Origin of the sequence: Acidobacterium sp. S8 (assembly GCF_009765985.1) — a bacterium.
Taxonomy (GTDB): Bacteria; Acidobacteriota; Terriglobia; order Terriglobales; family Acidobacteriaceae; genus Alloacidobacterium.
Genome location: NZ_LMUM01000015.1, coordinates 109,004 through 124,043, shown reverse-complemented (window position 1 = coordinate 124,043; position 15,040 = coordinate 109,004). Strand labels below are relative to the sequence as shown.

The following is a 15,040-nucleotide window of genomic DNA, read 5'->3' as shown; positions in this document are numbered from 1 at the left end:
TATACTTCGGTGTTTGCAATCAAGGAGTCATAATGCCGACTGCGGTTGAATATGCGCGCAAGGAATATCCGCGCTTTGTAGAAGAACTGAAGACGCTTTTGCGGATTCCTTCCGTTTCGACGTTGCCGGAGCATAAGGGCGATGTGCGTCGTGCTGCGGAAGCCCTGGTGGCTGAATTGAAGCGCATCGGTATGGAGAATGTGCGGCTGATCGAAGGCGCGGGGCATCCGCTGGTTTACGGCGATTGGCTGCATGCCGATGGTAAGCCTACCTGCCTTTGCTATGGGCATTACGATGTGCAGCCCCCCGATCCGCTCGACGAATGGTTGTCGCCTCCGTTTGAGCCGACGGAGCGGGATGGCAACATCTATGCGCGCGGAGCGGTGGACGATAAGGGCCAGATGTATATGCATGTGAAGGCGCTGGAGTCGCTCTTTGCTGCGCATGACGGCAAGCTGCCGCTGAATATTCGCGTAATTCTGGAAGGCGAAGAGGAAGTGGGCGGCGAGTCGATCGCGAAATTTGTGCGCGAGCATCCGGAGCAGCTGAAGGCCGATTTTGCGCTGGTCTCAGACACGGAGATGTTTGCGCCGGAGCTGCCGACGGTGTGTGTGGGTCTGCGCGGCATGATCTATACGGAGATTGAAGCGCGCGGAGCGAAGACGGATCTGCATTCCGGGATTTATGGAGGGGCGGCGCCGAATCCTTTTGTGGCGCTCGCGCAAATTATTGCGCAGCTCAAGGATAAGGACGGGCAAATTCTGATTCCCGGCTTCTATGACAGGGTACAGAAGCCGAGCCCGGATGAATTGAAAGCTTGGCGCAATCTTCCATTCGACGAAGAGTATTACCGCAACACTGAAGTTGGTTCTACGCAACTGACGGGCGAGCCAGGATACTCAGTGATTGAACGCACATGGGCGCGGCCAACGCTCGATGTGCATGGCATGCCGGGCGGCTTTACTGGAGCGGGCGCAAAGACGGTGATTCCGGCAAAGGCGGTGGCGAAGGTTTCCATGCGGCTGGTGCCTGACATGGAGCCGCAGGAAGCCTTTGCGCAGTACAAGAGCTATGTGGAGTCGCTGAAGCCTGCCGGGATTGAGCTCGATGTGCGGCTCATCCATTCGGGCGATCCGATTGTGGTGGGTACTGACAATGCGTATATCCGAGCTGCGACGGTGGCTTTGAAACAGGTCTGGAACAAAGAGACCGTCTTCATTCGCGGTGGCGGATCGATTCCTATTGTCGGAGATTTCGAGCGGCATCTCAAAATTCCGACGGTGCTGATGGGCTTCGGTCTTCCTGACGATAACCTGCATGCGCCGAACGAGAAATTTCATTTAGCGAATTTCTATCGCGGCATCGAATCGATCATTACCTTCTTTGAAGAAGTAGGGAAGTGAACGGTTTTGTTCTGGCAGGCGGACGCAGCACCCGCATGGGCCGCGATAAGGCGCTGCTTCATTACAACGGGCGCCCCTTGGTAGAACATGCGGTCGGTCTGTTGCGCGAGGCCGAACTGGAGCCGTATATCGTAGGAACGCGCGCCGATCTTGCCACATACGCGCCGGTGATCGAGGACCTGCATCCGGATTGCGGTCCGCTGGGCGGCATGGAGGCTGCACTCGCTGCGACGGGCAGCGAGTGGAATGTTTTTCTACCCGTCGATCTGCCGCTGCTGCCGGTTATTTTTCTGCGTTATCTCAAGGAACGTGTTGGTATTACTGCGGCGGAGGCTACAATTCCTTCGTTCGCAGGCCGGCCGCAGCCACTGTGCGCGGTTTATAGCCGAAGCCTGCTCGGAGGCATTCGCCGTGCGATTGCGGGTGGCGATTACAAGGTGATGCGGACTGTTGAGACGGCTGCCAGTGCGCGGGAGATAGATGTTTTCGGCGTGGAGGCAGTGGCTGCATGTGCAGATTGGCCGGTACGATCTCCGCTTTATCGCTGGTTTCAAAACGTGAATACGCCGGCGGATTTTGCCCGGCTGCGAGCCTGATACTCTGATGGGAAGGAGATTCCGCCAGCATTGAGCACAGTACCTATCATCGTCGTTGATGAGAAGAGAAACGGGTCGAAGCAAGAGCCATATATCGCCTTCGAAAAGGTGTCGAAATCCTTTGGCGACCTGGTTGTGCTGGATCAGGTGAGCTTCTTTGTGCTGCCAGGCGAGACGCTCTGCATCCTTGGGCGCAGCGGCGTTGGCAAGTCGGTTTCACTACAGCAGATCATGGGGTTTTTGAAGCCGGATTCCGGCCAGATTCTGGTCGCTGGGCAAAATATCTGCGGGTATTCCGAGGAGCAGATGCAGGCCGTCCGGCGAAAAGTTACGATGGTCTTTCAGAACGGGGCGCTCTTTGATTCACTGAGCGTCGGCGAGAATGTGGCCTTTCCTTTGCGCGAGCGCGGCGAGTTGATGGAGGATCAGATCCAGCAGATCGTCAATGGCCTTCTGGAAATGGTGGGCGTTGCAGGCATGAAGGACTTGCTGCCGTCTGACTTGTCGACGGGAATGAAACGGTCGGTAGCCATTGCGCGTGCTTTATCAGCGCAGCCTGATGCGATTCTTTACGACGAGCCGACGACGATGGTCGACCCGCTGATTGCGCGGCTGCTCGGCGACCTGATTCAAAAGCTGAAGCACCAGCTGCATCTCACCAGCATTGTTGTGACACATGACATGAGGTTCGCCAAGAAGCTTGCAGACCGCGTCCTGTTTCTTCACCAAGCGAAGGCACACTTTTTCGGCACCATGGAGGAGATGGAAAAGTGTGACGATGAGATTGTGCGTCAGTTTCTAGAACTTGATGCCCTTGTTTTGCCGGAAGCATAACTATGAAAGCGACAAAAAAGGGAGCGACAAAAGTTTTGCATACGACAGCGGCTGATTTCATTGGCACCTGGAAGCTGATCGACTATTCCTTTCTGCATGAAAATGGTACGGTGGAAAAGCCATGGGGCGACCACGTCGTGGGCTATCTGCTCTATTCCGCTGAAGGCTACATGAGCGGCAATCTCAGCCCGGCAGGGCGCAGACATAAGGTCGACAAAACCGAGGGCAAAAAATACAAGCCGGAAGCGGGATTACATCGCTTATGCCGGACCTTACACGGTCGAGGGCGACACGGTGACGCATCATGTGGAAGTAAGTCTGTTCCCCAACTGGCTGGGAACGGCGCAGCTCCGCTACCACACGCGCGAAGGCGATAAGATGACGCTGCGCACCCCGCCCATTCGGTCAGGCAAGGGCGTGGTAGCTGTGCAGCTTACGTGGGAGAAAGTAAACAGGTAAGGTTGTTACACTAAAAGTGTGAAGATTGCGCTCGCTCAGATCAATCCCACTATCGGGGATTTCACCGGAAATGTAGAGAAGATTCTCGATTTCACGCGCAGGGCGGCGGATGGGAAGGCCGACCTGGTGCTCTTTCCCGAACTTGCCGTCTGCGGATATCCTCCTGCCGATTTTCTCGATAAACCGTCATTTATTGCACGCTCGGAAGAGGCGATTGCCGAAGTTGCCCAGGCTACGGCTGACCTGAACATAGCCAGCATCGTCGGCTATGTAACGCATGCGCCGGCGGGAACGGGAAAGCGCGTCATGAATTCGGCGGCGCTTCTGCGTGGCGGCGAGATCGCCTTCGCTCAATCGAAGATGCTGCTGCCTTTCTATGACGTATTTGATGAGCAGCGATATTTTGCTCCGGCAGAGAAACAGCATCTTGTCCACTTCTGCGGCAAACGCGCGGCGCTCACTATCTGCGAAGATGCATGGAACGATAAGAACTTCTGGCATAAGCGGCTCTATGGGGTTGACCCGGTAGAGGAGTTGATGCGCGAGGGCGGCGATCTCATCCTGAACATTTCGGCATCGCCTTACTGGCGGGGCAAGCGCAAAACGCGCAAGGAAATGCTGGCGGCGATTGCGCGGCATCACCGCACGCCTGTGGTGATGGTGAACCAGGTGGGTGGTAACGACAGCCTGATCTTTGATGGATCGAGTTTGGCGATCAATGCGGATGGGTCGATACTGGCACAGGCGAAATCGTTTGAAGAGGATTTGATCTTTTGCGATTTTGCATCACGCACCGGCGATGTCCATTACCAGACGGAGAATGTGGATGAGGCCATCTACAACGCGCTGGTTCTGGGAACGCGGGACTACGTTCGCAAGTGCGGCTTCTCGAAGGTGCTGATCGGCTTGAGCGGCGGTATCGACTCGGCGCTGGCGGCAGCGATCGCCGTAGATGCGCTGGGCAAGGAGAACGTGACAGGTGTCGGAATGCCCAGCCCATATTCGTCGACGGGTTCGGTCGATGACAGCCGCCATCTTGCAGAGAATCTCGGAATTCGCTTCGAAATGATTTCGATCAGCGACTTATTCGCAGGGTACGGGAAGGTGCTCGATCCGCTTTTTGCGGGGCTTAAACCGGATATTACGGAAGAAAATATCCAGTCGCGCATTCGCGGCAACCTGCTGATGGCGCTATCAAATAAATTCAATGCGCTGGTGCTGACAACCGGCAATAAATCGGAGATGTCGGTTGGCTATTGCACGCTCTACGGCGATATGGTCGGCGCACTGGCAGTAATCGGCGACCTGGTAAAGACGCGGGTCTACGATCTCTGCCGCTTTGCCAATCGCGAGGGCGAGCGTATTCCTTTTGCGATTCTCGAAAAGCCCCCATCGGCTGAGCTGCGGCCTAACCAGAAGGACACCGACTCACTGCCTCCGTATGAAGTGCTTGATCCGATTCTGGAAGCGTATGTCGAGCGCTACGAGACGCCGGAAGAGATTGCCGCAAAGCAGAAGGTAGATATCCAGCTGGTGCGTAAGGTTGTCAAACTAGTGGAACGCAGCGAATACAAGCGCCAGCAGGCAGCGCCGGTGCTGAAGGTAACGATGAAAGCATTTGGACCGGGCAGGCGCTTTCCTATCGCGGTAAAAGTTCAGGTATAGATTTCAAGACTCACTGCTTCGGCAGAAAGGAATTCGATGCATTTTTGCAATTCAATTCGTAACACTCTTTTTGCGGTTGCTCTCACAGCGATGGCCGCTTCACTACTACATGCACAAACAGAAGAGGTGCCGTCAGCGCCCAGTGCTGCAGCTGCTCCTGTGCCGGGAATACCGCAGTTTCCGCCCGTAGACCCGAAGAATTTCACGGCAAGCACACCGTCGAAACAGGAGGTCGATGCGTTTCTGCATCAGCTATGGGGATATGACACGGACCGCGTATGGCAGATACAGGCGATTCAGAAGACATCTGCACCGGGCGTGAATAAGGTCACGGTTCTGGCAGCACAGAAGAAGAATCCGCAGCAGATTGGATCGCTGCAGTTTTTTACCACGCCCGATGGCCAGCATCTCATATCGACGGAAGTGATGCCGTTCGGCCCACGTCCATTTGACGCGGCGCATAAGACGCTCCAGGCAGAAGCCAATGGGCCTTCGCGCGGACCAGCTTCGAAAGGTCTGATGCTGGTGGAGTTTGCAGATTTCCAGTGTCCGCATTGCAAGGCAGCCCAGCCAACGATCCAACAGCTGCTGCAGGACTTTCCCAACGCGCATTACGTCTTTGAGAATCTGCCGCTGACGTCAATTCACTCGGAGGCGTTGAAGGCTGCGCTCTACAGCGAGTGCGTGGCGAAACAGAATGGCAACGATGCGTTCTTCAAGTTCGCGGACCTGGTGTTCAATAACCAGCAGGCGCTGACTCCGCAGACCTCAGACGCAACTTTGAACGATGCGGCCACAAAGGCGGGAGCGGACGCGGCGAAAGTCGGCGCATGCGCTTTGACAGCGGAAGCAAAAGCGAGCGTCGATGCTTCGATCAAGCTGGCCGAGAGCCTCAACGTGAACGAGACGCCGACGCTTTATGTGAATGGCCGCGGACTTCCGCTCGGTGGCCTACCATATGAAACGCTCAAGGCGATTGTGCAGTTCCAGTCGCAGGACGATAAGTAATTTAGCTTCAAGAAATAACTCTTAAATGAAGCCGTCATTCTGATTGCATTTGTTCTTCACTTGCAATGCGGAATGACGGCTTTGCTGTTTAGCGCTGTCAGGGGTGTACGGGCAGCATGACCAGCTGGCTTGCCGGTTTTGTGTGACTCAGTCTCACGATATGCGGCGTAATGAGAATGACGAGCTTCGACACATCCACGTCGCTTTCCTTGTTGGTAGTTGACTGGAAGCCGGGAAGCTCGCTCAAGCCGGGAATGCCAGTGACGGCTGCCGTCTGTTGCCGGGTGAGATTGCTGACGACCATGGCGCTCTCACCCTTTGGTAGCGTTACGGTGCCGGTATATTGCTGCGTATCGAGGATGGGGTTGCCATTCGCCGTCTGACCGCTCAGCGCATCAATTTTGAAGTCGATTTTTATCGCGACATCTTTGTTTTGCTGAACATGAGGCGTGGCTTTCAGCGTTAAGCCGAGGTCCTGATACTGCACCTGCGGTATGGTCTGGTTCAGGGAGCTTTGCAGCGCGGCGGAACTAATGCCGAGGCTTGAAAGCTCGCTGGATAAGCCAGCCTGCGAGACGCCCGGGATGCTCAGGGATGTTCCCGCAAGATTGGAATAAGTAGAAGTGATAATCGGGTAACGCGATCCGCTGCGGATCATTGCGTCTTCCTGATCCTGCACGCGCAGTTGAATATTATCGAGCAGACGGGTGTCGGAAGAATTGAGGCTGAGATTGGCGGTGGCGCCTTGATTGAGCGTGAGGCCGCTTGCCGTAATGCCGCCGCCGAAGAGCGCAAACGGTTCATTGAACACCGTCCCAGTGACCAGTCCGGAGGCAATGAGGATGGCTACGATGGCGATGTCATCTCCGGAGTTTGCGAGGCCGGCGGCGATGATCTGCTGCACCGCGCTCTGGTTATTCTGGATGATCTGGTTGACTTCGGTCGGTACGTTGAAAATGGTCGTCTGATTCGGAAGCTGGGCGCCGATATTCGTCGTCCGTGTTTGTGCAAGCTCAAAGAGACGCAGTTCGAGCAGCACCTGACTGCGGCCATTGAGCATATCAGTAAGAGTGTGATTCAGCGCGTCGATGCGAGTCTGCGGTGCGCGAATGGTGAGCGTGTGTCTTTCCGCCTGGATGGTCGCCTGTTGCGCCTCAAAGACATTCCGCGCTACGTTGCCCATATCGCTCATCTCGGTTGAGCTGAGACCGGGCAGGTAGATGGTTTCCATCACCTGCCGCTCATATTTGGCGCGGTTATCCTTGGTATCGAGAGCGACCAGCACTCGCTTCTCATCGAGTGGCACGAAGAAGGTATCGGTCGACATCTTCAGCATTTCTGCGGCCTGGGTGAAGTCCACATTGTCGGCGTCGAAGCGTACCATCTGGCTTTTGACCGATGTATCGAACATGGGAGATATGCCGTAAGCGGTTAGCACCTGGCGCAACACCTCGGACTCAGGACTGCGAAGGTGAAAACTTTGTCCGCCTGTGGCAGGCGCAAGGCGCACAGGTGGCGCAGCATCTTCAGTTGCCGGCATTACGATCGCATTCTCGTTCCGTTCCGCATCACGCGCCAACTCATCGATGTGCTGCTCCACGACTGGATTCTTAGGATCGATGAGGTATGCCTCGGCCAGCATGGCTCGCGCAGCGTCATCGTGCCCAAGCAGGCGCTGCTTGCTGGCATCCTGTACGAGCTGGGTTAGATGGTGCTCCCTGGTGATTGCCAGCGCATTTGAGTATTGAGGATTGCCGGGATCCAGCTTGACGGCGCGGTTGAACTGCTTCTCCGCCTCGCGCAGATCATTCTTGTCGAGAGCTTTCGCTCCTTCCAGAAATGCGTTCGACGCCTCATCTCTCTGGTGCTCGGATGCGAGTTTGTGAGCTTCAGGGGGCGTCGTCTGTGTCTGCGATGCTGCTGCTGCGGTTTGCGCCTGAAGGCCAGGAGAAACTGCGAGGAGAGCACTTAGAAAGACGGCAGTGCCACGAGGACAGATCATACGCCGTGTGCAAGCAACGCAGCCATGTTGCTGACACAGACCTCCGGCTTGTGCTCCATCAGATCGTCGAAGGAATAGTGGCCGGTCGCGACGGCAATCGTCGGCAATTCGTTGGCCTTGGCCGCGGCAATGTCTGCTGGAGTATCACCCACCACACAGACTGACGCATCGGGACCGGCAATCGCTCGCGCCTGCCTGATAGTGTCGGCGATCATATCCGCGCGAAGAGGGAATTGGTCGCTGAAGCCGCCAAAGCTAAACCAGTGGCGCACGCCAAGCACCTCCAGCTTGAGCCAGCCAATCGATTCAAGATTGCCGGTACCTACGCCGAGGGCCGCGCCTTTGGAATGCAGGTATGCCAGCATCTCGTCGACGCCGGGCATCTTGACGAGGTTCATCCGGTCGCGTTGCGCTGCAACCGTCGTGCGCATGTGCTCCAGAATATCTTCGAGGCGCGGCTGCCAGTGTTCCGGATCGAGCTCGGCAAGACGGAAGGCATCGTACAGGATGCCGGGATCGGTGTTGCCGCTGAGCGTGACGCCGTCGAGCACGAGCTCGCGGCCCATCACATCACGCACCGCATCGAAGAACGATTCGTAGTGGATGCGGTCGCGGCTACGTAGCAGCGTGCCGTCAATGTCGAAGAGATAGGCTTTCTGCTGATCCCAGTGAAAGCCGTCCCGAATATATATGCGCGGAGTGCCTTCAGCAGCTTCCGCTAAAACTGTTTCAATGGAGATTGAACTCACTCATTCACTCGCTTTGGTAGTCGCTGCTTTAAGGATAAAGCAGCGACCACGAGTCCTGCGAGTGTGGACATTAGCGCACGGCTTGTTTTACTTCAAAAACAGGGCGCTCACTGCGGGGCGGGCGCTTCAGTCCGTGGCGGACCTGCATAGGATCGATGTCGAGTTCGGCAATGGTACGGCTGAGCGTATTGCGGTGCATGCCCAGCTCTTTAGCGGCCTTACACTGATTTCCCTTATGATGCGCAAGCACGGCAAGCAGGTAGCGGCGCTTGAATTCGCGGACGGCTTCGTTGTAGGTAATACCGCCGGCATGCATTGCTGACACAAGGGTTTCCAGTTCGCGTTTCACAAAATCCTCTCTCTCATTCCGGGTATTTTCCCGGTTGTATGTTCATTTGTTGCAAGGGCCCAAAGTCAACTACCGCATGCGGTTTCAGCCAGTCCGGCTGCGCATCGCGAATCACTTTCACACCTTCCCGTATGCGTTCACCGAGTTCTGCGGGAGTTACCACAGACGCATCATGCGCCGCCGATAAAAAATACGGCGCAAATTTTGATTGCTCCATCCAGGTCACGTGGGGAAGAAATGCGGAAATCGCCATTACCCCCAGCGTTACCAGTACACAGCCTTTTACCAGGCCGAAGACAGCGCCGAAAAAGCGGTCCGCCCATCCCAGACCAATGGACCGGACTGACCAGCGGATCAACCGCCCTGCAAGCCCGGCCAGCACCATTACTGCAATTGCTATCGCGATGAACGCGATTGCTTCCGCTACTCCCGGCGAATGCACCCAGCTATCCAGCCAGGGGAGAACCTTTTGATAATTCCAGCTCGCCAGCATCAGGCCCAGAATCACACCCGCAAGCGAGAATGCCTCTACAAAAAATCCATGCTTGGCCGCGCTCAGTACAGTAACGATCAGGATAATGACGATCGCCCAATCTATCAGTGCCATGCCCGGTCCACTACCTCTTGCTTCTAAAGCGACAACGATTTTCCAGTGAGCAGCTCGTACGCCTGCAGATATTTCTGTTGTGTCTTTTTCACTACATCTTCCGGCAAGCCGGGAGCGGGGGCCTGCTTGTTCCAGTGAATGCTCTCAAGGTAGTCGCGCACAAACTGCTTATCGAACGAAGGCTGCGCTCCGCCAGGTGCATATCCATCGCGCGGCCAGAAGCGTGATGAGTCGGGCGTCAACACTTCATCGGCAAGTATGATGCCTTCCGCCGTTGTACCAAATTCAAATTTTGTATCGGCGAGGATCAATCCGCAGCTTTCCGCATGAGCAGATGCTTTGTTGTAGATTTGCAGGCTTAAATCACGGAGAGTTTCCGCCGACCTCGCGCCCACGAGCGCGACCATTTCATCGAAGGAAATATTTTCATCGTGCTTGCCGTGCAGACTCTTGGTGGCGGGCGTAAAAATCGGCTCCGGCAATTTGTCTGATTCGCGCAGGCCTTTCGGCAGAGCAATGCCGCACACTGCGCCGGTGGCCTGATAGTCCTTCCAGCCCGATCCGGAGAGGTATCCGCGAACCACGCATTCTGCGGGGAACATCTGCGCGCGTTTCACGAGCATGGAGCGGTCGCGCAGATCGTCGGCATGATCGCGCAGTTCACGGGGATAGAGATTCACATCCGCGATGATCAGGTGATTGGGAACAACGTCCTTTAAAAAATCAAACCAGAAAAGAGAAATCTGGGTCAGGACTTTCCCTTTGCCGGGAATGCCCGTGGCAAGCACATGATCGAATGCAGAAATGCGGTCAGTCGCCACTAAGAGTAAAAACTCGCCTACTGAGTACAAGTCGCGCACCTTGCCGCGCGCGTGCAAAACAAGATCACCGAATTCTGTTTCGAGAAGAGCTGGCAAGGGGGTCGTACCTTTCGTAGAGAGGCTGAAAGTTGATTCTGCTTCTCTTGGCATCGTTTGTCAACGCGTCGGTGGGATCGAAGAATGTAACGATGTAACGTACTGTCACGACGCATGCGCGACTGTCAATAGAGAACGGTTCGCTTGAAGAAAAAATCGTTCGCAAAACAATTTGTTATCGAGCCCTATTCAAACAAAGTTCTTCGAAAGGTAACGAAAAGCAAATTCTCGGTGCTTTGCTGTCGATGACTGAAGCGGGAAAATATTTCTCAGCGACCTTCACGTTGCGAAGGTTTTGCCTGCTCGGAATCATGTTGCCGGTCGCCGATTACGCGGTGGCGCGTCGCTGCTCCTGGCCACCCAGCCGCACGCTCACGATCTTTGAGACGCCGGGCTCCTGCATGGTCACGCCGTAAATCAGATCGGCGGCTGTCATCATGCGCTTCGAGTGCGTCACCATCACGAACTGCGTATCGGTGGCCATGCTGCGCAACATATCTGCCAGGCGGCCTACGTTGGTCTCGTCAAGTGGCGCATCGACTTCATCGAGTACACAGAACGGGCTCGGCTGATATTGGAAGATGCCCATCAGCAGGGAGAGAGCTGTCAGCGCTTTTTCGCCGCCCGAGAGCAGGAAGACATTCTGCAGTTTCTTGCCCGGCGGCTGTGCCACGATATCGACGCCGCTGTCGGCGCTGTTCTCTTCATCGGTAAGACGCATAAATGCCTGTCCGCCGCCAAAGAGTCGCGAGAAGGTTGTGCTGAAGTTTTCGTTGATGTGAACGAAAGCTTCGTCGAACTTTGTCCGCGAGATCTCGTCGATTTCCTTGATCGTAGCCTGCGTATTTTCGATGGAATCCAATAAGTCTTTGCGCTGCGTTTCGAGGAACTGATGACGCTGCTCGGTCTCCTTGTACTCTTCGAGTGCCATCATGTTAACCGGCCCCATCGATTCCAGCTTCTGTTTGAATCCGCGGCAGGCCTCGTCCTCTTCAGTAAGCACTTCGCCTTCAATGCGCGCAATCTCGGTGTCTTCGCGCAGCGCGATGGCTTCTATGCCCAGGTCATTCACGCAGGTTTCTTCGAGATGCTTGGTGTCGGCAGTAAGAGTGGCGTCGCTCGAGCTATGCTGACTGCGGGTCTCGCGCATGGCGTCAGTTTCGGCGCGCAGCATCTTCAGCTTTTGCTCGGTTTCAGCGAGCGTTGCACGCAGCGCCTTTGCTTCTTCACTCAAACGGGATACTTCCTGCTGCGCCTGTTCGCGGACCATCGCCAGCTCTTCGCGCCGCACAGCCAGGTGCTCGTTTTCCTGCGCGCGCTGCTGCTGCTCGCTGATAGCTGCCGCCAGCTGCTGCTCAAGCTGGGTGACGCGCCGCTCCAAGTCGCCGTGCATGCGGTCGATGCGCGTAAATGCTGCTTCAGCCCCACGCCTGCGTTCTTCGAGCCCGGCAAGCTCAGCGGACATCTGCGCTGCTTCCTGTTGCGCGGCTTCACGTGTGCGCCGCAGATCTTCGACCTGCTTCTGAATCTCTTCGATAGATTTTTCCGCTGCGATGCGTTCAGATTCGCGGCGCTCGATCTCTTCGCGCTTCTCTTCGATGAATGCTTGTTTCGCATTGCGCTGGTCTTTGTTGCGCTCGCTTTGCAGGTTCCATTCCTGCAGGCGGCGCTCCAGGCGCTGGACTTCGGAATCCATCTGGCGCAACGCAGCACTCTGGTTGGCGCTCTCGCGCTCGGCATTGCGACGCTCTTCCGTTTGGATATCGAGCTGCCGGCTCAGCTCCGCGATATCACGGGCAAGGGAAGCGGCGGCGATATCCGCCTGGCCTAACTCTTTTTCTACCGCTTCCAGCTTCTGCTGCGTTTCGCGCAGGTCGCGCTTCAGAGCCAGCGGACCGGCTGCACTGGGCTTGCCGCCGGTGACTGTCACATTGTGGAAGCACTCGCCTGAAGGAGCAAGGAAGAATGCATTCGGATTTTCGAGGGCAAGACCACGTGCCGTTTCGTTATCCGGGGTTACATATCCATCGCGCAGCTTGGGCAAAATGACCTCGAGCGACTTGCCGAAGCCATCGAGTACGCGGATGCAGTTCTTTAGCGGCACCACGCCTTGTGTCTGCTCATAGTGATTGGCAATGCCATCGCCCGCGAAGGAAAATTTTGCCTGAGAATCTTCCGGGTGGACGAGGAATGTCGCACGGCCATTCACATCCCCCTTGAGCAGGCGCATGCCTTCATGTGCTGCGTCCCAGCTCTTGACCACGATATAGTTCAGCTCATCGCGCAGGAATTCGTCGACGACATTTTCATGCTGGCCGGTGACTTCGAGAAAGTCGGCGAGCGTGCCGACGGGTGCGAGGCCGCCACCAAGCGAGTTGGAGCGGAGAAGCTTACGCACAGTATCAGTGGAATAGCTGTGCTCGCGGATGAGGCCATCGAGAGAATTACGGCGGCCTGTCAGCGTGGCGTGCTCGGCGCGCAGCTGATCGCCACGCTTCTTCGCTTCCGCTTCTGCCGTGCGCTTTGCCGAAATCTCGCTGCGGAGCGTGCCAATCTCTGCTTCAAGGCGCTTCAGAGTTTCAGTCACAGACTCGAATTTCATCGAGACTTGTCCACGCTCGGCGCCCAGAGATTCAAGGTCGCGCTTGACCGAATCCATTTCACCGGCAAGACGCTGGGCATCGCGATCAAGCGAGGCCAGCGATTCCTCCGCCTGTGTCGTCTGGTTGCGAGTCTGGCTGACCTGCTGCATCAGTTGCATTGCCTGGCGGCGCGCCGCCTCAGTGCGCTGCTCCGCCGCGGTTACAGCCTGCACGGCATCGCGCGCCTGCTGATGCTTTGCCTGCGCCTGCTGGCGAAAGTTCTCCGCCTCGGCAGCGGCATTCTCGAGGAATGCTTTATTCGATTCGCGCTCGGCCTTAGTCGCTTCGAATTGCTGCTTTGCCTGTTCGAGTTCGGTGGTGCTGGCCTCTGCACGCGCCTGTAATTCAGCGATCCTCTCCTGGTTCGCATTCTGGCGCGAAGTGGCGCGTTCCAATTCGACGGCGCTCTGGCTGGCGCGTGTTGAAGATTCTTTTGCGGCGGCATCAAGTTCATAGCCGCGCTGCATGCCCTCGGTGTGTTCGGCATCGAGCGTTTCTATCTGTGCGCTATGTTCATCGATCTTCCGGGTAAGGTAAGCGATCTCCTCTTCGTGCTTTGCGTGTTCGGCATCCATCAGCGAAATTTTGCTTGCCAGCACAATGCGCAGGCGTGCGCGCATTTCGTCACGCAGGGCGGCATAGCGCTCGGCTTTGGCCGCCTGCCGCTTGAGCGAGGCCATCTGGCGGGTGACTTCCTCGAAGATGTCATTGACACGGGCGAGGTTCTGCTTCGCCTGTTCAAGACGCAGTTCTGCGAGACGCTTCTTGGTCTTGAAGCGGGTAATGCCAGCCGCCTCTTCGATGATGGCGCGGCGATCGTGCGGCTTCGAGCTGAGAAGTTGCCCGATGCGCTCCTGCCCGATGATGGCGTAAGACTCGGGGCCGAGGCCGGTACCCATGAAGATGTCCTGAATATCGCGCAGGCGGCAAAGCTTGCCGTTCAGCAGGTATTCACTGTCGCCGGTGCGGAAGAGACGGCGCGTAACGATGATTTCGCCCTGCTGCGGCGTCTTGCGGAACTTGCGGCGGCGAATCTTGAGAACAACGTTGTTGCCTGCCGCATCGCCTGCTTCGCTTTCCGCGGTTTGTGTCTCAGGCACAGCAGCCGTTTCGCCTTCGATGACCTGACCCGGCTGCGATTCGGCAATAATTTCTTCGACTTCAGCAGCGCGCTGCTCGCGCAGCTTTTCTTCATCCCAGTCAGTATCGAACTCGTTTTCGATGACGATTTCCGGCTCGTCCAAAAGAGGCCCCCCGGCATAGGCGTCGGGATCAATAAGTGTGATCGACACCTCGGCCATGCCCAGAGGCTTGCGATCGCGAGTTCCGGCAAAGATGACGTCCTCCATTTTGCCGCCGCGCAGGCTCTTCGCGCTCTGCTCGCCCAGCACCCAGGTCACGCCATCCAGAATGTTGGACTTGCCGCAGCCGTTCGGTCCCACGACGACGGCAATGCCCTCGCCGGGCAGGACCACCTCCGTGCGGTCGCAAAAGGATTTGAAGCCCAGGATCTGGATTTTTTTTAGTTTCAGCATGCGGGTTTTTACTCCTTTGAAAAAAACATCGGGAGGTGCGCGAACAGGCTTCTTCAGTTGAGACTTTAGCCTTGTGGGGGCAGCGGAATCAACGTTGCGACCCCAACATCTTGTGGATAAGGCGTCCTTAATTCCACAAATAGACCTGCTCCACAGACATTGTCTCAAAAAGCAGGATTACCTGCTCTCGTTAGACGAGGATTTGTCGCGGAGAATGTTGCCAGAGATCTCTTATTGTGAGCGTCGGAGAAGCGGAAAACAAGGCATATTTCGG

General features: G+C 56.3%; 11 protein-coding genes and 1 pseudogene. 6 read left to right on the top strand and 6 right to left on the bottom strand.

Going from position 1 to position 15,040, the window contains the following annotated elements; all coding sequences use genetic code 11:
• Positions 1-32 precede the first annotated feature (32 nt).
• The 6 genes and pseudogenes from GSQ86_RS04475 (at position 33) to GSQ86_RS04445 (ending at position 5,965) form a co-directional block, all read left to right on the top strand.
• Positions 33-1,403 (top strand): dipeptidase, encoded by a 1,371-nt coding sequence (locus tag GSQ86_RS04475; RefSeq protein WP_158748755.1) that lies wholly within the window; start codon positions 33-35, stop codon positions 1,401-1,403.
• Positions 1,400-1,999 carry a molybdenum cofactor guanylyltransferase gene (locus tag GSQ86_RS04470; RefSeq protein ID WP_158748754.1) on the top strand — a complete coding sequence of 200 codons (600 nt, stop codon included), beginning with the start codon at positions 1,400-1,402 and terminating at the stop codon, positions 1,997-1,999. The genes GSQ86_RS04475 and GSQ86_RS04470 overlap by 4 nt, the downstream gene beginning before the upstream one ends.
• Before the next feature lie 30 nt (positions 2,000-2,029).
• Positions 2,030-2,833 (top strand): ABC transporter ATP-binding protein, encoded by an 804-nt coding sequence (locus GSQ86_RS04465; RefSeq protein WP_254062146.1) that lies wholly within the window; start codon positions 2,030-2,032, stop codon positions 2,831-2,833.
• Between the two features lie 2 nt (positions 2,834-2,835).
• Positions 2,836-3,292: pseudogene (locus GSQ86_RS04460) on the top strand (lipocalin-like domain-containing protein).
• 18 nt (positions 3,293-3,310) lie between these two features.
• Positions 3,311-4,957, top strand: coding sequence for an NAD+ synthase (locus GSQ86_RS04450; RefSeq protein ID WP_158748752.1), 1,647 nt, complete (start codon positions 3,311-3,313; stop codon positions 4,955-4,957).
• 126 nt (positions 4,958-5,083) lie between these two features.
• Positions 5,084-5,965, top strand: coding sequence for a DsbA family protein (locus GSQ86_RS04445; protein WP_254062145.1), 882 nt, complete (start codon positions 5,084-5,086; stop codon positions 5,963-5,965).
• 97 nt (positions 5,966-6,062) lie between these two features.
• Here the strand turns inward: GSQ86_RS04445 and GSQ86_RS04440 are convergent, their stop codons facing one another.
• From GSQ86_RS04440 to smc, 6 genes are all read right to left on the bottom strand, one after another.
• Positions 6,063-7,967: a hypothetical protein gene (locus GSQ86_RS04440; protein ID WP_158748750.1), complete on the bottom strand. Its 1,905-nt coding sequence runs from the start codon at positions 7,965-7,967 to the stop codon at positions 6,063-6,065.
• Positions 7,964-8,716 (bottom strand): HAD family hydrolase, encoded by a 753-nt coding sequence (locus GSQ86_RS04435; RefSeq protein ID WP_254062144.1) that lies wholly within the window; start codon positions 8,714-8,716, stop codon positions 7,964-7,966. The genes GSQ86_RS04440 and GSQ86_RS04435 overlap by 4 nt, the downstream gene beginning before the upstream one ends.
• A 70-nt stretch (positions 8,717-8,786) precedes the next feature.
• Positions 8,787-9,065, bottom strand: a complete 279-nt coding sequence (locus tag GSQ86_RS04430; RefSeq protein WP_158748749.1) for a helix-turn-helix domain-containing protein — start codon at positions 9,063-9,065, stop codon at positions 8,787-8,789.
• A 13-nt stretch (positions 9,066-9,078) separates the two neighbouring features.
• The gene (locus tag GSQ86_RS04425; protein WP_158748748.1) at positions 9,079-9,672 is read right to left on the bottom strand and encodes a CvpA family protein; all 594 of its coding nucleotides are present in this window, start codon (positions 9,670-9,672) and stop codon (positions 9,079-9,081) included.
• A gap of 23 nt (positions 9,673-9,695) precedes the next feature.
• The gene (locus tag GSQ86_RS04420; protein WP_254062143.1) at positions 9,696-10,589 is read right to left on the bottom strand and encodes a phosphoribosylaminoimidazolesuccinocarboxamide synthase; all 894 of its coding nucleotides are present in this window, start codon (positions 10,587-10,589) and stop codon (positions 9,696-9,698) included.
• Positions 10,590-10,917: 328 nt separating this feature from the next.
• Positions 10,918-14,766: a chromosome segregation protein SMC gene (gene smc, locus GSQ86_RS04415; protein WP_158748746.1), complete on the bottom strand. Its 3,849-nt coding sequence runs from the start codon at positions 14,764-14,766 to the stop codon at positions 10,918-10,920.
• Positions 14,767-15,040: the final 274 nt, after the last annotated feature.

Excerpts from the sequence above, each read along its gene's own strand:
- GSQ86_RS04475 (WP_158748755.1), top strand. The coding sequence starts at position 33 with ATGCCGACTGCGGTTGAATATGCGCGCAAGGAATATCCGCGCTTTGTA.
- GSQ86_RS04440 (WP_158748750.1), bottom strand. The coding sequence starts at position 7,967 with ATGATCTGTCCTCGTGGCACTGCCGTCTTTCTAAGTGCTCTCCTCGCA.
- GSQ86_RS04425 (WP_158748748.1), bottom strand. The coding sequence starts at position 9,672 with ATGGCACTGATAGATTGGGCGATCGTCATTATCCTGATCGTTACTGTA.
- smc (WP_158748746.1), bottom strand. The coding sequence starts at position 14,766 with ATGCTGAAACTAAAAAAAATCCAGATCCTGGGCTTCAAATCCTTTTGC.